We start from the raw sequence: 18024 nt of genomic DNA, 5'->3' as shown, positions 1-18024 counted from the left end.
TCCTACTTAACTATTCCATATACATGCGAACCAATAACGTCCGTTTTAAAAATATACTTAATAGATATATTCACTGTTTCCAATTTTACCATAAATTACCAGTTTTTAGAAAGTAGATTATCACATTTTACAGTGGTTTTCTTAATTTTCATCTAAACTTGACGAAGATGGGGTCGTATTTTCATTTGTTGGATTCATTTCGCCTTGATTCTCACTTATTTGAGGCTCATCAACGCCCGTTTCTGAAGTAGAAGTTTGATCCGCACTTTGCGCACTTGCCTCTGTACTTTCTTCTGATCCATCTTCTTGCGCTTCTTCGCTATTATTTGAGTAAGGGTAAGAAAAAATCCCTACTTCCATGTCGATCACACCATTTTCTTCCATTTCGCTAGCTACTTGCGCATAAAAATTCATTTGCGTTGCTAAGTTAGTAATATTGACGATCACTTGGTTCCCATCGTTCATATTCAGCTGGATCAAATTTTGATTCGTATTACGAGGCGTATATTTGATTTCCGAAATGGCTTTTTGTAACTCTGGAGATAATTTATTATATTCTTTTGCTAAATCTTTGATTTTTGTTGAGTCAGTAAATCCTTCTAGGATCGGCAGATTTTTTGTTGGACTTTCAACTATTTCATCCAACACTGTTCCATCTTCGATCACAGGGCTATATTTTCCGTCCGTTAAAATCAAAGCAATCTCTTTATATTCAGTGACAGACAGATCAAATGTATTGACACTACTAAAACCGATCGTAGCAGATTTTATTCGAGGCTGCTCTTTTTTCAAATGATCGATGTAACTTTGGCGCTGCCAATACTGTCCCCAAATATGCTGATTCAATGCTAATTGCGTATCCTTCAATATTTCTTCTTTCGAAACAACTTCATTTCCGGAAACAGAAACGCCCTCTAATTGGCTCAACGGGGAAACATAATAAATCAAAAATAACAAAGGAATCAAAAGAATGGAAATGATTAAACTCAGCCTTTTGTATAAAACTTTGTTTCGATAATTTTTTAAATTAGGCAAGCGATCAATAAACGAACCATTATACGGTCCCCCGTCTTTCTTATGTTCGATTTCTTCATAGTCTAATAAATCATCTTCTTCAACAAGTAGTTCTTCTTTTTTAGGAGGTGTAGGTTCTTTTTGTTCTTCTTTATGCTCGCTTTTTTCACTTGTTCCTGTCTGATGATCTGTGTGTTCTTTATGTTCTTCTAAGTATTTTCGGTTGGCCATTTGCCAAGGCGTCAGCGAGTTTTCATCGTTTGACTTCTCAGGCGTTTTTTTTGTTTCTTTTTTCTTACTCATCTATGACCACCACCTTATTCTATGATTAACGATTTTGCTAGTTGATACAAACGCTCAGACGCATCCGGGATACCTAATGTTTTAGAGGCAGTTGACATATTTTGTTGTAGTGTTTCATCTGTCATGATCTCATTTATCGTGGCACCCAATGAATCACCATCCAACTCTCCATCCGCAATCATCTTAGCCGCCCCAACTCGAACGAGACTCATCGCGTTTTTTGTCTGATGATCGTTTGTCACATAAGGACTTGGGATAAGGATCGCAGGTAACCCAAGTGCGGTCAACTCAGCAATGGAGGTCGCCCCTGCTCGTCCGACCAATAGATCACTTGCCGCCATCACCGCTGCCATTTCATTGATGTAAGGTTGAATACTGATATTTGCTTTTGTTTCTCCTAACTTTTCCTTAATACTTTGATAATAACGTTCTCCTGATGCATAAAGGATCTGATAATCCGTCGCTTCAAATGTATCCAAATAAGAAGTAACAGCTTGATTGATTTTTAATGCCCCTTGGCTTCCTCCAAAAATCAAGACTGTTTTCTTCTTAGGATCGAGATCAAATTTTTTTAGAATATCTGTTTTCATCGTATCTGCAACTTCTTGTGCTCGCGGGTTACCGATCAAAACTGATTTGTCCTCTGGGAAAAAGGTTGCTGCATCTTTAAAAGAAAGCGCGATTCGATCCACATAACGACTCAAAAATTTATTTGTCATCCCCGGTACACTATTTTGTTCATGGATGATTGTCGGAATCCCTAACTTAGCAGAAGCATACACAACTGCCCCAGAAACATAACCACCGGTTCCGATCACGATATCTGGTTGAAATTCTTTTAGTATTTTTTTCGCTTGATGGATACTTTTTAAGAATAATTGGATCGTTTTGACATTAGCTAGTGAAAACTTTCGCTGAAATCCTTGGATCTCTAAGGTATGAAAAGGAATCCCGGTGGTTGGAACGATTTTGTTTTCCAAACCACGTTTTGCACCTACATACATAAACTCGGCGTTCGGCTCTTGTGTTTTCACATAATTGACGAAGGCTAGCGCGGGATAGATATGTCCACCGGTTCCTCCACCTGTTACCAAAATTTTCATAGTTTTTATCGCTCGTTTCTACTTTTCTATTTTTAATTTTCTAACGGCTTCCATAAAGCGATCACCACGGATCTCAAAATTAGGATATTGATCCCAACTTGCATTGGCTGGTGATAATAAAACCACATCTCCTGGTTCGCTATTTTCTAAAGCTACAGGAACCGCAGCTTCCACAGACTCTGCTGTGCAGACCGTTGGTATGCCCGCTTTTTCACCAGCATCCTTCAATTTCTCTTTAGTTTCACCAAAAGTGATCAATCCCTTCACTCCTTCAAGTGATGGAATGAGTTCATCAAAGCTATTGCCCCGATCAAGTCCACCGGCGATTAAAATCAATTTTTCTGGTTGAAATCCGCTTAATGCCATCTTGGTTGCTAAGATATTTGTGGCTTTCGAATCATTGTAAAATTTACGTCCTTGCACCTCACCAACATATTGTGTACGATGTGGTACGCCATGAAAATGACTCAATGTTTCTTTTATTTCTTCATTTGAGACATTATATTGTTTTGCAACAGTAATAGCTGCTAACGCATTTTCAACATTGTGCGCCCCTGGAACACCTATTTCTGAGATCTCCATGACTTTTTCTTTGTCGTAATAAATAACTCCCTCAAAAGAATAAGCACCTGTCGCTAAGACTTGATCTGTCGCAAAAGGTAATACTTTCGCTTTTGTTTTTTTACTTAGTTCCTGTAATTCTTTCTGATTCCAATTCAGTACAAGATAATCCTCTGACGTCATGTTTTTTTGCAAATGCCATTTAGCTTTGACATAGGCTGGACGAGAGCCATGATAGTCGATGTGTGCTTCATAGATATTCGTGATCACTGCAATATGGGGACGAAGATCAGTAATTCCCATCAATTGAAAACTTGAAAGTTCCATAACAATCTTGTCTTCCGGATTAGCTTCTTGTGCCACACTACTTGCAGGAAAGCCAATGTTACCAGCTAAACGAGTGATACCTGCTGATTTCCCCGCATTCAATAATAACCCAGTCATTGTTGTTGTCGTCGTTTTTCCGTTGGTGCCTGTTATGCCGATAATTGGGCATTCCGCTACTTCGTAAGCCAGTTCAACTTCCGTAATTACCGGAATACCCATTTCTTGAGCTTTTGCAACTAATGGATGTGTATAAGGAATACCTGGATTTTTGACCAGCATTAAAAATTTTTCATCTAATAATTCAATTGGGTGACTACCAGTCACTACTTTGATCCCTAAAGAAAGCAATTCTTGGGCTTCAGGATTTTCATCAAACGGTTTTCCGTCATTAACGGTGACAAGTGCGCCCAGTTCATGTAATAACTTGGCCGCACTAAATCCACTTTTTGCTAATCCTAATACAAGGACTTTTTTATTTTCATAAGTTGTTATTTTTTTCATTCTCGTCATCTCCTACCATACGATCCACAATGTGATCAATGAAGTAATTACACTTGTTATCCAAAAGACAGTATCTATCTTCCATTCAGACCAACCACTCATCTCGAAATGATGATGGATCGGTGACATTTTAAAGATTCTTTTACCAGTCAACTTGAAAGAAGATACTTGTAACATCACGCTAGCTGTTTCGATGACATACATCAGACCGATCAATAGTAATGTCCATTCCTGATTGAGCATGATCGAGATTGCTGCTAACAATCCTCCTAATGCTAAGGAACCGACATCCCCCATGAATATTTTGGCAGGCTTGCGATTATAGACGAAAAATCCTAGTAAACCACCTAAAACACTCAAGCAGATAATTAAGACATCATACTGCTGTTGGTGCCAAGCGATAACTGCGTAGGTCAGAAAAGAAATACTTCCTAATCCAGCTACTAAGCCATCAATACCATCTGTTAAGTTAACAGCATTGGAAAAGCCAACTAACCAGAAAATCGCGAATAATCCGTACAACCAACTTAATGGAAGAGCAATTCCAAAAAAATTCAGTGTTCCAGGGTATCCTTCACCACGATAAACGAGATAAAAGATGATTCCCCCAACAATTTGGCCAATCAATTTTTGCTTTGAGTTCAATCCCATATTTCTTTTCTTGAAGATTTTGATGAAATCATCCAAAAAACCAATTGCTCCATATAGGGCAAGTACAAAAAGTAGGATGAAAAGAGTAGGCGTTAACTGTTGTTGCCAAGCGCCTACCCAGATACCAGTCAAGAGCGCACTGACTAAAAACACCAATCCCCCCATCGTTGGAGTTCCGGCTTTTACATTATGCCATTTAGGTCCTTCCTCACGAATGGCTTGGCCTTGTTTTTTCATTTGAAAATAACCAATAAATAACGGCATTGTTGCAATCGTCATTGCACAACTACTCGCAATGGGAATTAATGTTTGTGTCAAATCCATGCTCTCTTCTCTCCTATTATTCTTTTAGATGGAAACTTAATGTTTCGTCAGATATTTTTTCATAAGGTGCGAGGCTTTGTTCTGTACAGTAACCATCACCGTGGAATGTCACTTCGACACCAAGTATTTTTCCTAATTTCATGATATCCGCCTTTGACCAACCTGTCACATCAGGCATCAATGCAGTACCACCACTATATAGAATCAATTTTTCTCCCGATATCAGCTCATCCCCATTTGCTGTGGATTGCGCTTCTACCTTATTTCCATCGCCAATGACTACTGGTTGCAAACCGCTCTTTTGTGCATCAGCAGCGGCAATATCAGGATTTAAATTACGATAGTCAGAAACAGTGATATTTTCCGTCTTTTTCTCTTCTGGCGTAGCTGTTTCAGCTTCTTTGAAATCCATTGCTCGTTTCAGTAAGGGGTTCGCAATTTTTGCTAAAGCCGTGCGGTCATATGTCTTAGGATGTTTCATTGTCAGATAAAGGACATATTCGGGATCCTCAGCTGGTACCATTTCGACGATCGAATACAGATACGCGGTATCACCTGTTAGATATCCTCCTGTATCAGAAGCAATCTGGGCTGTTCCTGTTTTAGCTGCAATATTGTATCCCGGAACATTATATACTCCGTAAGCACTACCGTAATTTTCATCTTCTATGACATCTCGCATATACTCACGAACTTTTTCTGTCGTTTCTTTCGAAAATGGCTGTCCTAACACTTCCGTTTCAGTAGAGACTTCTTCTCCAGTATTTGGATCAACGATCTTACTAATGTAACGTGGTTGGATCATAGTGCCGTTGTTGGCGATCGCACTGAAAGCTTTCATCATTTGGAAATTCGTGACACCAATCGCTTGACCATACGCACTCATCGCTTGGTCAACGATATTAGCAGTTGGTAAAGCACCCGCAACTTCATCATCTAAACCAGAGTGAGTACTTTGCCCAAATCCTAGTTTTTGCAAATAGTTAAACCACTTGCCACCTAAACGCTGTTCCAGCATTACCATACCCACGTTACTAGACCATGAAAGAGCTTGACGCATGGTCAGCATTCCTTTTTTACCAAAGTCATGGTCATTGATCGTGGCATCAGCTACTTTGATCTGTCCAGATAAAAAAGACTCATTTTCATCGAATTTACCTTCTTCGATTGCTGCTGCTGTCGTGAAGATTTTCATTGTTGAACCTGGTTCATAAGAATCTTGTACAAGGATGTTACGCCACACAGCATCTTCACCAGTCAACCCTTCCATCGTCTCAGGATTGAACGTCGGGCGTTGGCTCATCGCAGTGATCTCGCCAGTTTTAGCTTCCATCAATATCGCAGTCAATTCTTCAGGTTGATATTCTTCATTGACTTGATCCATCAATGTTTCTAAGTAACTCTGCAGACGACTATCAAGAGTCGTATACACATCTTTACCGTCTGTTGCCTTTTCTTCTTCTGCTACAGTACCTGGTAATGGATTTTGGAAATTATCTTTTTGATAATAGATCTTTCCGTTTTGTCCACTCAAAATATCATTATAAGCAGATTCGATCCCAAGTCGGCCAACCAGACCATTTTCTTCTTCATCCGGTACCGCATAGCCAATAAAATGGGAAGAAAATATCCCACTAGGATACATACGTGCAGGATGATTATCGAAATAAAGCCCATTAACATCAGCCGCTTTCATCTCTGCTTCGATGTTTTGTTTCGTCTCTTGGGTGATATTACGTCCATAATTCCCAAATTCTACTTGGTAGAGATTTTGCTCGGCTCCATCGCGTAGCACCTTCAAGGCTTTACTTTTTTCCATTGAAAGGTTTTTGCTGATAATATCCGCAAGTGTATCGAAATCTTTTTCTTGTGCATATAATTTTTTGTTTCCAGTCGTGTATGTTTCGGAAAGAATTGCTTTGATCGAGTAAGACGTGGCATCTTCTGCTAGTGCCACCCCATTACGGTCAAAGATCGTGCCTCGTTTTGCCTTGACCTCTTCACTACCTTGATAAAGCTGGTTCGTTTTTTCTTCTAATGATGTACCAGCCACATGTCCACCGATCACGATGTATGCAAAACGAACGGCAAATAAAAAGAACAATCCAATACTCGTAGCAAATAAAATGATACCTACTTTTTTGCGATTGTTCATCGGATTTAGATTTTTCTTTTCCATAAACCGCCGGAATTTATTTTTAAGACTCATTTACTTCACTTTCCTTAAATTGTCGTCATTGATTGACAACCCTTTTTCTTCTGCGATTTTTTTAACACGCTCGGTACGAGAAAGTTCACTTTTCTCTTGCTCCAAACTGATTTTTTCTTGATTTTTTTCATTATATTCAACCTGTAGCGCCCCGATTTGCTTTTCCATACCACTAATATTAGTTCGTAACATCACTGTTAATACGCAAAGTGCGATGACAGAAAAAGCAATACACACTACGGCAAGCTTTTCGAAAATAGAGATTTGCTTCAAACGTTTTGCTGGAGATTGAGGAAGAACGATTTCTTTCTCTGAGGGTGAATCTGGCAGAGGTTGCTCTGGTAGTTCAATTTCTTGTAAATCATATGGATATTGTTGGACTTTCTTTAGTTCTGCCATTCTTCTACTCCTCTTTCTCTCGTATTTTTTCAGCGATACGCAATTTTGCACTACGAGAACGATTGTTTTCTGCCACTTCTTCTTCAGATGGTAACATCGGTTTTCTCGTTATCACTTTTAATTCAGGTTGGAACTCATCAGGTACGACCGGCAACCCTGGTGGTAAATCTTTGATCGTACTATATTCTTTGAACATGTTTTTGACGATCCGATCTTCTAATGAGTGGAAAGTGATCACACTGAGCCGGCCACCGACCTTCAATAAGCGGATTGCTTGCTCTAAGGAGGCTTGCTCCGCACCTAGCTCATCATTGACTGCAATTCGCACAGCTTGAAAAATGCGTTTTGCAGGATGACCGCCTTTTCGTCTTGCTGGGGCAGGAATCACCTGTTTGATGATTTCTACTAATTCCCCGGTTGTTTCAATCGGATGATCTTTTCTCACCCGTTCAATTTCTCTGGCAATTTGTTTTGAAAATTTTTCTTCTCCATAACGAAAGAAGATCTTTACTAATTCGTTATAAGGATATTCGTTGATCACATGATATGCTGACAAAGGTGCCGATTGATCCATTCGCATATCCAAAGGCGCATCTTGATGATAACTGAATCCACGTTCTGCTTCGTCTAACTGTGGCGAAGATACGCCTAAGTCGTAAAGTATCCCATCGACCTTAGGTACGTATTCAGTCAAGCGCTCTTCAAGCTCACGGAAATTTGCTTTGATAAAAGTGACCATACCTTTTTCGACATACTCAGCCAAACGGATTTTTGCGTGATCGATTGCGATCTGATCTTGATCAAATGCATAAAGATGACCCTCTGTATTCAATTGGCTTAATAAGTATTCGCTATGTCCGGCCCCGCCGAGTGTACAGTCCACATAAATTCCGTTCGGTTTGATTGCAAGTCCATCTACCGTTTCTTTTAACATGACTGTATAGTGTTGAAATGTTTCAGTCATTGGTCAGCCTCTTCCTATTTCTTATAATCCGAAATCAATCATATTTTCAGCGATTTCATTAAAGTTTTCTTCCGCAGCTTCTGAAAATTCTTGCCATTTGGCTTCATTCCAAATTTCGATCCGGTTTGACACTCCAACAATGACACACTCTTTCGTTATAGTTGCGTAGTTTCTTAATGTATTAGGGATATTGATACGTCCTTGCTTGTCCAACTCACATTCTGTAGCTGCTGAGTAGAAAAAACGGACAAAGGTTCTAGCGTCTTTCTTTGCTAGAGGCATATCATTGAGTTTCGACTCTAATTCGTTCCATTCGCTCATCGGATAGCCAAAAAGACAACCATCTAATCCACGAGTCAACACGAATTGTTCGCCTAATTCTTCACGCAGTTTTGAAGGCACGATCAAGCGACCTTTTGCATCAATATTATGCCGAAATTCGCCCATTAACATCGAAACTACCCCCAATCCTCCACTAACTAAAATCAGTCTACCACAATCCCCCACTTTCTACCACCTTTTATGGGAAATCTGAGAATAACTTTTTGATTAGTAAAAAAAATTTTAACAATCAAGCTGATAAAAGATTTTTTAAAGTCTTTTAACAGCCTGATTGCGCCATACTAGAGAAACGAAAGAACGTTTAGGACGATCAAAACGATATACATGACTAAGGTTACCAAAAAAGTAAGACGCCAAGTCATTTTGAAATAACGTGAATACACAAGTTCGTCATAATAATAAGCTTGGAATAACGCGATACAGATTGCCATTAAAAGGATAGTGATCAATAAAAAGGGCAAAAATGAAGACGTATCGGTATTACGAGACAATGCATGGATGCCTCCCCACAAAAAAGGAACGGCTAAATCAGGTGCTTTGACTTTGAAACGCCGAGTCAATGCAAATATTTTTACTAGAAATTGACAACCAAAAATCACGATTGCCGGAAAGATGTACCAAAACAATACAAGTGGTGAAAAACTACCCATTCGACAAATCTCCTTTTTTATCGTTGCGTTCAGTATACGTAATTTAGTTTACACAACGATTTCATTTAGTTTAAATTTATACTGTTTTATTATGTTGTTGCAGCCGTTGTTTGACAAATCAAGATTGATGATCAGTGGGTAGTCTCTTTCAATGTGTTCTTTTCAAGAATTGGTTATAATAGAAGAAAGAAGTATTGAGGAGGTTCCCAATGATAAAGTATTTTACACTTGAAGACCAGAAATTGGTTGATTCAATGGAAGAAACGGCTGAAACCATTTGGTATTGTGTCGAGCGACCCACAGAAGAAGAAATCAATCAATTGATCAAACAGTTCCAAATACCTAAAGATTACCTCACGTCTGTCTTAGACGATGCAGAAAACTCCAGGGTAGAAGAATTTAATCAAGAAAAGCTGACAAAACCAGCATTGGTATTATTACAATACCCTTTTCCAAAAACAAGTCCTAGCGGATATTTCCAAGTAGATACTTATCCGTTTTCGATTATTCTCACGCCCAAAAAGAAGCTTATCACAATTACGAATCACGAACCACTTTTTTTGAAAAAAGTCTTTCATCAAACGTTTCAAAGAAACGATCTTTCGACCACTCTAAATATTTTTATGCAGTTACTTTGGCAGATCACTCAGTCCTATAACACTTATCTTTCTACCTTACTTGCCCAATGTGATCTGTTGGAGACACAACTAAAAGTCTCAACTGAAAATAAGCAATTGTATCAAATCATGGATATCCAAAAAAGCTTGGTTTATTTCAAAGAAGCGACTGCCTCGAATCTTGAAGCGTTACAACAACTAGCCGAGAACCAATCGGTAAAAAATAATCACGCGATGATGAATCACCTCAGAGACGTGATTATCGAAACAGAACAAGCAAAGACCACCGCTCGTATCCGCTTAAAGCTTGTCGAACAGATGAACCAAACATTCTCTGCCATCATTTCAAACAACTTAAATAATATTATGAAAATTTTAACTTCTTTAACGATTATCTTAACGATTCCAACAATCATTGGAAGTATTTACGGTATGAATATTAAACTACCAATTGCCGAAAGGGATGATGCTTTTCTTTGGTTGATACTATTGACCGTGATCATTTCACTTCTGACCACTTATTATTTGAAAAAAGGTAAGTTTTTATAGAGATGCCCTCTTGTAGAATCAATGAAAAGCATGTAAAATCAACTTAACAATAATAAATCGAGGTAATCACGATGCGAAAAAAAAAACAAACAAGCACTTTTGCGAAAGTCACAAAATTAGTGATTTGGACAATGTTGATTTTGACAATCGGTTCAGTCGTTCTAACTGCTGTAATCAGTGTCATGTAAAAATAATGGAGGTTGCGCCAAATTTGGCGTAACCTCCATTTCCTGTTATTAATTATTATCATCAAGAGCCTGTCACATTGGTTACTACATACTTAAACTAACCTCTTTTTTGTTTGTTCTTGGTTGCTGTCTTACTTGATTCGATATATTTTTATGTTGGCTTTTACTCTCGCATCACTTGTTAGCATCGAAAAACTTTTCTTGTTTTTAATTCGAACTCCAGCCCCCGACCGTGTTGAATGACCCACTTGTTCGAATCTTACTTGATTACTTCCTTCTTTTTGCTTTTTCTGATATTGAGCCCCACTATTCTCTAAGGTTGACACTTTTTTACCTGTTGCTGTTTGAGTAGATTGTTGGTTCATCAAAGTATTGGGTAATGGATTCGAATGTCGATTATTTAAAGCCAAATTCTGCCGAGAATTTTTCTGTGTTCCTTTCATAGCTTCTTTAAATTTATTAAAGTTTTTTTCTAATCTCGGATCGAAATTATTCGGATCGATCCCCACTTCTTTATTAGTCGTCATTCTTTCCACACTGTTTGCCAGATGTGAATTTTCGCGATCTGCGGACATTTCTCTTTGATTCTTCACTCTATCTGGCTCATCCCATTCCTTTATCATCCGTCTTCTTCTTTTAAGTACTCCTGTTCCAATTCTTTCTTACTTGGAACCGGGGTATCAGTAGCCTGAGGATGAAGAATTACCTCAGTATTTTTAAAATTGCTCATTCCAGGCTGAGAAATCAAATTGGCGTTGATTGGATTGGCTTGAAATCTTCGCTTCTTGCGTAAGCCCTGAATTTTGCTCATCCCTGAGGTTTTTGTAACTTGCTATATCCTTCGATAAGCTTTTGGATAAATCATGATTCGTAAACACATTGATTAGTGTTTTTGTTGCATCCAAAATTTGAGTTGCAAAATTTTCTTGTCCCAAACTATGGTCAGAGGAAGTAGGTTGATCAAACGATTGGGGTGATATATTGTCTTTATTTGCTTTCCCTAGGTTAATAGTAAATAATTGGAGATCAGGTAATGCAAAAGACATCAAATTTGAAACATAGGACAACATGGATTGATCCTTTGCTCCTTGCCCACCACCTCTATCAGTAGGTATTTCATATTGCCTGAAAAAATCAGTAAAGACTTTAGTTACTTTATCCCAAAATGCCTCGTTTATCTTGGGAGGGTGATCCAATCGTTCAAGTGCTGTGCTAGGCGTGTAACATTTCCTCAAACGTTTTTTTAACTGGTTCAATCGCTGTTTGAGGCTTCTGGGCTTCCCCAAATGGTAGATTTACTTGTCCAACCGCTGTCGGGGGCTTCTGGATTTCCTCTAAAGGTAGGTTTGCTGCTCCAACCGACGTCGGGGGCTTCTGGATTTCCTCAACAAAACCTTTCAAAGTATTTTTAATTTGTTCTGCAACATTTTCTGCTGTAAGATTTCTAAATTGGCTTCGCTGATTTAGTGTTCTTCGTGGTCTCTGATGAACATTTTTATTAATATCCTTTTTATTTGAAACCATTAAATTGTTAAGTTCAACGTCCCAGTGATTAAGTGTATTTTTTAAATCAATTGTCATGTTGTGAGGGGAAACGTTATTGCTCTGTGTATGACTAGCTGTGATGTTGGAGGTACGTAGATAATCCATTGATTGTTCGGAAGTTCTTTTCATTTCGTTGTTTTTTTCTTTTGGTACATTCAATCGATTAGGGCCATGCGCAACCACTGGTGTTAACATATTTAACACACTGGTTGCGTATACCGCTCCCGTGAAAGCAGAAAATTTCCCTCTATTCAGATGAAATCTTCTTTGATTACTCAGAGCCCTAACTCACGCTCTAACCCATGCGGATCTTGCTTGTCTATAACACTGTTGTTGAATCGTCCTATTCTCTCGTTATGATTTTCTCCTGGCATTCCTTTCACTCCTTCTATTTATTTAATTGGCATTCATTATTTACCGTAGTCAACATTCTGTTTTCCCATTAGCCTTGATAACGTTTGTGGTAGAAAAGTACTACTATCCTAATTTTTTAGTCATCTTTTTATTGTCTTCAATTAACTATATGCTCAAACTTGGTTCTTTTCGATTTGCTCTTGGACGCTATTTTTCTTGATTAATTATATTTTGACTTTTTACTTTAGCATTCCCTACAAGCACAGATAACCTTGGCTTATTTCCGTTTTGTTTTTCAATAAACGTTTGTAGGTTTTTATCAATGTCGTTTTTTGCTTTGGCTGACGAAAATTTATCGATGCTTAGCCCATCTGAAAACTTCTTAAAGATTCCTAGATTCTCTATATTCGTTAGCCGATCGAGTGATTCTGCTCTCTGATCCCCCTTGGATGATCTGGCTTCAAATTTAGGCATTCCATAAACAAAAGAAGTCTCATCTTTTTTTATGCTGCTCGTGCCGTGTACCAACTGATCATATAGTTCCCTTGACTCTTTCTTATTTGGTTCTAAACTTTCCTGTGACAAATGAGACTTTTCTTTTTGCCAGGAATCGATCCCATTGCTTGCTATATGATGTTCTTCTCTCAATCTAAACTCTGGAATTGGAATGTCTTTTGTCTGGGATGAAGGAGCTTGCTGTAAATCTTTCAAAAAATCCTTCAATTCTGCGGGGAAATTCTGTCCATCCGATGATTCTATCATTTTTAAAATATATTCACCTGTCCGTGTATCTTTTAAATCAATAGTTTTTTGATTCGCCAAGCTGTTATACAGATCCTGTGATTTATTTTGAGACAGTTGCGTAGGAATCGCCTGTTAATATATTTCAGCCTTAGAACGATAAGGATATGCTTGCTCTCCGAACTTGATTAGACTTTCTCCTATACCGTGTGTTAAGCTTTCTTCGTTTTCACCTCTTACATTTCTTGCTTCAAATACAGGATTATCATTGAGATTGCGCAGTTTAACTGTGTCAATTTCTTTTTCTCCATGCGTTGTAAAACTGACCTCTGAATTCGGATTATCTTTTGTTTGGGATGAAGTGGCTTGCTGTAAACCTTCTACAAATTCCTTTGTCATTCTCTGTTTTTCCATATAGATTGTCCGATTACGTGAGTCTGTTCCCTGATTTCGCTTGGATGGTCTTGCTTCAAACTTAGATATGTCATCATTTTGAATACTCTTCAAACTTTGTATTACCTTATCCTGTAGTTCAATCGTCGATTTCTGAGTTGTATCTACACCTTCCTGTGACAAGTGATACTTTCCTTTTTGCCATGACGCTATTCCAGTGCTTGTCGACTCATTTTCTTCTCGCAATCTAAAATCTGAATTTGGACTATCTTTTGTTTGGGATGAAGAGGCTTGCTGAGAACCTTGTACAAATTTCTTTGTCATTCCCTGATTTTCCATATTGGTTGTTCGATTACGAGAGTCTGTTTCCTGATTTCGCTTGGATGTTCTTGCTTCAAACTTAGGGATTTTATAAACAAAAGAAGTCTCATCTTTTTGAATAGTATTCGGACTTTTTACTTCCTGATCATGTAGTTCACTTGTATCTTTCTTAATTGAATCTACACCTTCCTGTGACAAGTGAAACTTTTCTTCTTGCCAGGAAGTATTCCCATTATTCGTTAGCTCATTGTCTTTTGTTTGGGAGGTTTGCTCTTGGTTGGATGATCTTACTTCAGACTTAAACATTTCATCTTTTTGAATACTATTCAGAATTTTTACTCTCTGATCATGTAACTCACTTGTGACTTTCTTAATTAAATAGGAGGATTTTTTGGAGAGCGCTCGGTGATGTCTTGGATTGATCTGTCTACTTTCATTTAGGGATTGTTGCATTACATCACTTGTATTGCGAGATGTATTGCCCTTATGTTCACTAGATTCTTTACGTTTAAATTTCAATTTCTTTTTAGAAACATACTCACTATTAAATTGTTTAGGAAGCGTACCTGTCATATTAGCTAGCTCATTTGGCGCTGTAACTCTTTGATCTATACTGACTTGGGGAATGATCTGTAATACATTACGATAGCTTTGAGTTGCATTTGCTCTAGTATTTAAATCAAACGAAGGATTTTCTTGATTTCTTTCTCCAAATGAGGTGCTTGCATTTCCTACAATTCGATCATTCCTTTGATTTATCGGCTGTAGTGTTATATTTTGAAGAATACCTGTCGAATAATAAAGATAAGAAATAATTGGGTTTGCTCTCACATTTAGGGATTCATTTCCTGTCCGAACAGCTAATTTACTCAAATCTTCTTGAGTATTTGTCTTATTAGCGTCATGCATTCGATTAATGAACTTTCCACCTGTTTCTCTGAAATCAATTATTGGCATATCTTACACTCCTCGCGTTTTTATGTATTTGTTTTGTTCCAATCCTTTTTCTTAGGAAACTTCTAAAAGTGGATGTTCCTAAATCACCCATTTACAAAAAAATTTTAGATGAATTTTCCCTTCCTCCCTTTCTTGTAGGTATTCTCTATGAGTAAAAATACGACGTAACCACCATTTGGACAAAAACAACGAACAATAATCATTGAGTTTACTATTTCTATAACAAATAAATCACCAGCGGAAACGAATCATTTACATAGACGATATGACGATACTTTTAATACAATACTTTAAGCGAATCAATGATAGCTTTTATTGATCTAAGAATATTCGTGTTATTCATTTACTAATCTATTACATTCTTACAAACCTATCTTTTATCCGTAGTAGTTACAGAGATAATATTTCTTGTTTATTTACAGAAATACTTTAGACTATTTATGACATCCTTTTCCTACTAACCTCAAGTATCTGTTCTTAGCGTTCAAAAAAGAATTATTTTCAATAATCATACGTTTAAACTAATTTATGTGTAGTGCTTTTTTTCAAACATAATCAAAATCTGGGAAAACATTACTACTGACTTTATCTTTTTGTCATTAAAAAAAATTTTTATGATTAAAAAATGATAGGACTTTGTAAGCGAATTAACTATTGATTGACTATCGACAGCTTTTGGATTTACAAATTTCATTCTCAAAATCAAAAAAAAATATAATAAAATACAATATAAAAATAACTAATTACTTTTTCTGTCGGGAAAGATTTCAACTGTTTTTTTACCTCTATTCCCTAAAAAGCAAAATAAAATCACCCTAGCCAATGTAGGCAAAGGGTGATTTTTATTTTTTATTTATTTTTTCGCCAAACGTAACAACTCTTTGGCGTGTTCGATCGTTAAAGGCGTGATTTCACTTCCCGCTAACATTCGTGCGATTTCATTTTCTCTTTCAGCTGCAGCTAATTCGGCGACGGATGTTTGTGTTCTTCCGCCGACGACTTCTTTTACAATGTAATATTGATAATCCGCTACCGCCGCCACTTGAGGAAGATGCGTGATACAAAGTACTTGGGAATATTTGGATATTTTCAATATTTTATCCGCAATGGCTTGTGCCACTCTGCCACTAACACCAGTATCAACTTCGTCAAAAATGATACTAGTCACACCTTGTTCCGAAGAAAAAATGGTTTTCAGAGCAAGTAATACTCGTGACAATTCCCCACCTGATGCTACCTTGACTAGTGGCTTCAATGGTTCTCCAGGATTTGTCGTGATATAAAATTCGACAATATCAAAACCTTGCTCATCTAAGCGTCCATTTGCTTGCGTTGAAAAACGAACTTCAAATTCGGTGTTTTCCATATAAAGACTCTTTAATTCACGCAGAATCGACTGTTCTAAGTCACTGGCGATCGCTTTTCTTGCTTGATGGAGTTCTTCTGCACATTGAAACGCCCACTCTTCTTTTTGAGTCAGTTCATTCTTCATTTTATCAAGTTGACCTTCTGTAAAATCAGATGAATCCAATTCTTCTGTGATTTCTTCATAGTAGGCTAAGATAGCTTCAACTGAATCGCCATATTTACGCTTCAATTGGCGAATCGTTTCCATGCGTTGCGTCACTTCTTCCAAACGATTCTCATCCAGTTCAAGCAGATCGATTTGCCTGCTCATGTCCCCTACTGCATCTTGCAATAAATAATAGGCACTCTGGATACTATCAAAAATTGCTTCATACTCTGAATCAAGGTGGGCAATACTTTGGATCTCGGAAACAGCCCTTCCCACCCCATCAAGGCTACTTTGTTCACCTTCACTGAGCGCCCCATAAGCAGTAGCTAAACCATCGACGATTTTTTGATAATTACTTAATTTATCGCGCTCTTCTCGAAGTTTTTCTTCTTCACCAACTTCTAATTGGGCGGCTGCGATTTCTTCTTGTTGGAAATTCAACATATCGATACGTTGGACATAGTTTTTTTCGTTTTGTTGGATCTTACGTACTTTTCTTTCAAGTTCACGATACGCTTGATAGGCTTCTTGGTACGCTCTTTTTTTCTGTTGGAATGTCGAGTCTCCAAAACGATCAAGTAACACAAGATGTGATTCAGGTTGTAATAGTTCCTGATGTTCATTTTGACCTTGGATATCCACTAAATAACTACCTACGCGTCGCAAATTCGCTAATGTCACGATATGTCCATTCACTCGACAAACATTCTTACCTGCTAAAGACATATCTCGACGGACGATCAGATTTGAACCATCGGACTCAATCCCTAACTCTTCCATCAAAGCTTCAAAACCTTCTTGTTTAGGCCATTCAAACAACCCTTCCAGAATACATTTATTGGCACCTTGACGAATATAATCACTTGATCCGCGACCACCTGCTAATAAGCCCAAAGCATCAATAATAATTGACTTACCGGCTCCGGTTTCTCCTGTTAATGCTGTCATTCCTTCATGAAACGACAAACGCAATTCAGGAATAATCGCAAAATTGGTGATACTGATTTCTTGTAGCATTGCAATCACTCCTTAGATTAAAGGTAATGCAGAAAATCTTTCTTTAATTGAACAGCATCTTCTTCCAATCGTGTGATCATCAACACATTGTCATCATCGTTGATAATCGAGAATAATTCTTTTTTGTAACGTTTATCGATTAAATTTGCAGCTGCAGAAGCATTGCCCGGCAAAGTCTTTAAAATAACAAATTTTTCCATCTGGTCAACTGCTACAAATGCGTCCTTCAATAGTTTTTCTAGCTTTGTGCTCACATCTTCACTTGTTTCAGCAGGCAGACTATAGCGATAGCCACCATCAACTGCGGGAACTTTGATCAATTTAAGCTCTTTGATATCTCTTGAGATCGTTGCTTGTGTAACAGAAATCCCTTTATTTTTTAATATTTCAACAAATTCTTCTTGTTTACGTATATCTTGTTCATTTAGTAATCGAGTAATCAAACGATGTCGATCTTTTTTTCTCATGCTCAATCCGC

At 37.7% G+C, this 18024-nt stretch carries 18 protein-coding genes; 2 read left to right on the top strand and 16 right to left on the bottom strand.

Annotated elements, in window-relative coordinates; genetic code table 11:
- Positions 1 to 141: 141 nt before the first annotated feature.
- The 9 genes from IGJ99_RS04390 to IGJ99_RS04350 form a co-directional block, all read right to left on the bottom strand.
- Positions 142 to 1317, bottom strand: a complete 1176-nt coding sequence (locus IGJ99_RS04390; protein ID WP_438770644.1) for a cell division protein FtsQ/DivIB — start codon at positions 1315 to 1317, stop codon at positions 142 to 144.
- 14 nt (positions 1318 to 1331) lie between these two features.
- Positions 1332 to 2420 (bottom strand): undecaprenyldiphospho-muramoylpentapeptide beta-N-acetylglucosaminyltransferase, encoded by a 1089-nt coding sequence (gene murG, locus IGJ99_RS04385; RefSeq protein WP_062805503.1) that lies wholly within the window; start codon positions 2418 to 2420, stop codon positions 1332 to 1334.
- 18 nt (positions 2421 to 2438) lie between these two features.
- Positions 2439 to 3809 (bottom strand): UDP-N-acetylmuramoyl-L-alanine--D-glutamate ligase, encoded by a 1371-nt coding sequence (gene murD, locus IGJ99_RS04380; protein WP_023519352.1) that lies wholly within the window; start codon positions 3807 to 3809, stop codon positions 2439 to 2441.
- 12 nt (positions 3810 to 3821) lie between these two features.
- Complete coding sequence (mraY, locus tag IGJ99_RS04375; RefSeq protein ID WP_010735982.1) at positions 3822 to 4784, bottom strand: phospho-N-acetylmuramoyl-pentapeptide-transferase; 963 nt, start codon at positions 4782 to 4784, stop codon at positions 3822 to 3824.
- A gap of 16 nt (positions 4785 to 4800) precedes the next feature.
- Positions 4801 to 6993 (bottom strand): penicillin-binding transpeptidase domain-containing protein, encoded by a 2193-nt coding sequence (locus IGJ99_RS04370; RefSeq protein WP_062805506.1) that lies wholly within the window; start codon positions 6991 to 6993, stop codon positions 4801 to 4803.
- Positions 6994 to 7392, bottom strand: coding sequence for a cell division protein FtsL (ftsL, locus tag IGJ99_RS04365; protein WP_010735984.1), 399 nt, complete (start codon positions 7390 to 7392; stop codon positions 6994 to 6996). It lies immediately after the preceding gene.
- A gap of 4 nt (positions 7393 to 7396) precedes the next feature.
- Positions 7397 to 8356, bottom strand: coding sequence for a 16S rRNA (cytosine(1402)-N(4))-methyltransferase RsmH (rsmH, locus tag IGJ99_RS04360; RefSeq protein ID WP_010735985.1), 960 nt, complete (start codon positions 8354 to 8356; stop codon positions 7397 to 7399).
- A 21-nt stretch (positions 8357 to 8377) separates the two neighbouring features.
- Positions 8378 to 8809, bottom strand: coding sequence for a division/cell wall cluster transcriptional repressor MraZ (mraZ, locus tag IGJ99_RS04355; protein ID WP_438770914.1), 432 nt, complete (start codon positions 8807 to 8809; stop codon positions 8378 to 8380).
- Positions 8810 to 8979: 170 nt separating this feature from the next.
- Positions 8980 to 9348 (bottom strand): DUF3397 domain-containing protein, encoded by a 369-nt coding sequence (locus IGJ99_RS04350; RefSeq protein ID WP_438770643.1) that lies wholly within the window; start codon positions 9346 to 9348, stop codon positions 8980 to 8982.
- A gap of 209 nt (positions 9349 to 9557) precedes the next feature.
- Between IGJ99_RS04350 and IGJ99_RS04345 the strand changes: the two genes are divergently transcribed.
- On the top strand, positions 9558 to 10514 hold the full coding sequence (locus IGJ99_RS04345) for a magnesium transporter CorA family protein (protein ID WP_010735988.1): 957 nt from the start codon (positions 9558 to 9560) through the stop codon (positions 10512 to 10514).
- 71 nt (positions 10515 to 10585) lie between these two features.
- Complete coding sequence (locus tag IGJ99_RS04340) at positions 10586 to 10702, top strand: DUF4044 domain-containing protein (RefSeq protein WP_438770642.1); 117 nt, start codon at positions 10586 to 10588, stop codon at positions 10700 to 10702.
- A 131-nt stretch (positions 10703 to 10833) separates the two neighbouring features.
- Here the strand turns inward: IGJ99_RS04340 and IGJ99_RS04335 are convergent, their stop codons facing one another.
- The 7 genes from IGJ99_RS04335 to IGJ99_RS04305 form a co-directional block, all read right to left on the bottom strand.
- Entirely contained in the window at positions 10834 to 11325 is a 492-nt protein-coding gene (locus IGJ99_RS04335; protein WP_410779237.1) for a hypothetical protein, read from the bottom strand.
- A 93-nt stretch (positions 11326 to 11418) separates the two neighbouring features.
- Positions 11419 to 11958 carry a hypothetical protein gene (locus IGJ99_RS04330; RefSeq protein WP_438722477.1) on the bottom strand — a complete coding sequence of 180 codons (540 nt, stop codon included), beginning with the start codon at positions 11956 to 11958 and terminating at the stop codon, positions 11419 to 11421.
- Complete coding sequence (locus tag IGJ99_RS04325; RefSeq protein WP_224434596.1) at positions 11915 to 12442, bottom strand: hypothetical protein; 528 nt, start codon at positions 12440 to 12442, stop codon at positions 11915 to 11917. Before IGJ99_RS04325 ends, IGJ99_RS04330 begins: the two co-directional genes overlap by 44 nt.
- A 366-nt stretch (positions 12443 to 12808) precedes the next feature.
- Positions 12809 to 13423 (bottom strand): hypothetical protein, encoded by a 615-nt coding sequence (locus IGJ99_RS04320; protein WP_010735992.1) that lies wholly within the window; start codon positions 13421 to 13423, stop codon positions 12809 to 12811.
- Between the two features lie 54 nt (positions 13424 to 13477).
- Positions 13478 to 15013, bottom strand: a complete 1536-nt coding sequence (locus IGJ99_RS04315; RefSeq protein ID WP_224434595.1) for a hypothetical protein — start codon at positions 15011 to 15013, stop codon at positions 13478 to 13480.
- Positions 15014 to 15866: 853 nt separating this feature from the next.
- Positions 15867 to 17546: a DNA repair protein RecN gene (gene recN, locus IGJ99_RS04310; RefSeq protein ID WP_438770641.1), complete on the bottom strand. Its 1680-nt coding sequence runs from the start codon at positions 17544 to 17546 to the stop codon at positions 15867 to 15869.
- A 17-nt stretch (positions 17547 to 17563) separates the two neighbouring features.
- A complete protein-coding gene (locus IGJ99_RS04305) occupies positions 17564 to 18013 on the bottom strand; it encodes an arginine repressor (RefSeq protein ID WP_010735995.1) in 450 nt (149 codons plus the stop codon).
- Positions 18014 to 18024 lie beyond the last annotated feature (11 nt).

The sequence above is a fragment of the Enterococcus sp. AZ095b genome, from assembly GCF_051714725.1.
GTDB classification, from domain to species: Bacteria; Bacillota; Bacilli; order Lactobacillales; family Enterococcaceae; genus Enterococcus_B; species Enterococcus_B pernyi.
The sequence above is the reverse complement of the archived record's forward strand: the minus strand, read 5'-3'. Positions and strand labels throughout refer to the sequence as shown.

Excerpts from the sequence above, each read along its gene's own strand:
- IGJ99_RS04315 (WP_224434595.1), bottom strand. The coding sequence starts at position 15,013 with ATGCCAATAATTGATTTCAGAGAAACAGGTGGAAAGTTCATTAATCGA.
- IGJ99_RS04325 (WP_224434596.1), bottom strand. The coding sequence starts at position 12,442 with ATGTTAACACCAGTGGTTGCGCATGGCCCTAATCGATTGAATGTACCA.
- IGJ99_RS04390 (WP_438770644.1), bottom strand. The coding sequence starts at position 1,317 with ATGAGTAAGAAAAAAGAAACAAAAAAAACGCCTGAGAAGTCAAACGAT.
- IGJ99_RS04350 (WP_438770643.1), bottom strand. The coding sequence starts at position 9,348 with ATGGGTAGTTTTTCACCACTTGTATTGTTTTGGTACATCTTTCCGGCA.
- IGJ99_RS04340 (WP_438770642.1), top strand. The coding sequence starts at position 10,586 with ATGCGAAAAAAAAAACAAACAAGCACTTTTGCGAAAGTCACAAAATTA.
- murG (WP_062805503.1), bottom strand. The coding sequence starts at position 2,420 with ATGAAAATTTTGGTAACAGGTGGAGGAACCGGTGGACATATCTATCCC.
- IGJ99_RS04345 (WP_010735988.1), top strand. The coding sequence starts at position 9,558 with ATGATAAAGTATTTTACACTTGAAGACCAGAAATTGGTTGATTCAATG.
- IGJ99_RS04305 (WP_010735995.1), bottom strand. The coding sequence starts at position 18,013 with ATGAGAAAAAAAGATCGACATCGTTTGATTACTCGATTACTAAATGAA.
- recN (WP_438770641.1), bottom strand. The coding sequence starts at position 17,546 with ATGCTACAAGAAATCAGTATCACCAATTTTGCGATTATTCCTGAATTG.
- ftsL (WP_010735984.1), bottom strand. The coding sequence starts at position 7,392 with ATGGCAGAACTAAAGAAAGTCCAACAATATCCATATGATTTACAAGAA.
- mraY (WP_010735982.1), bottom strand. The coding sequence starts at position 4,784 with ATGGATTTGACACAAACATTAATTCCCATTGCGAGTAGTTGTGCAATG.
- IGJ99_RS04335 (WP_410779237.1), bottom strand. The coding sequence starts at position 11,325 with ATGATAAAGGAATGGGATGAGCCAGATAGAGTGAAGAATCAAAGAGAA.
- rsmH (WP_010735985.1), bottom strand. The coding sequence starts at position 8,356 with ATGACTGAAACATTTCAACACTATACAGTCATGTTAAAAGAAACGGTA.
- IGJ99_RS04370 (WP_062805506.1), bottom strand. The coding sequence starts at position 6,993 with ATGAGTCTTAAAAATAAATTCCGGCGGTTTATGGAAAAGAAAAATCTA.
- mraZ (WP_438770914.1), bottom strand. The coding sequence starts at position 8,809 with ATGTTAATGGGCGAATTTCGGCATAATATTGATGCAAAAGGTCGCTTG.
- murD (WP_023519352.1), bottom strand. The coding sequence starts at position 3,809 with ATGAAAAAAATAACAACTTATGAAAATAAAAAAGTCCTTGTATTAGGA.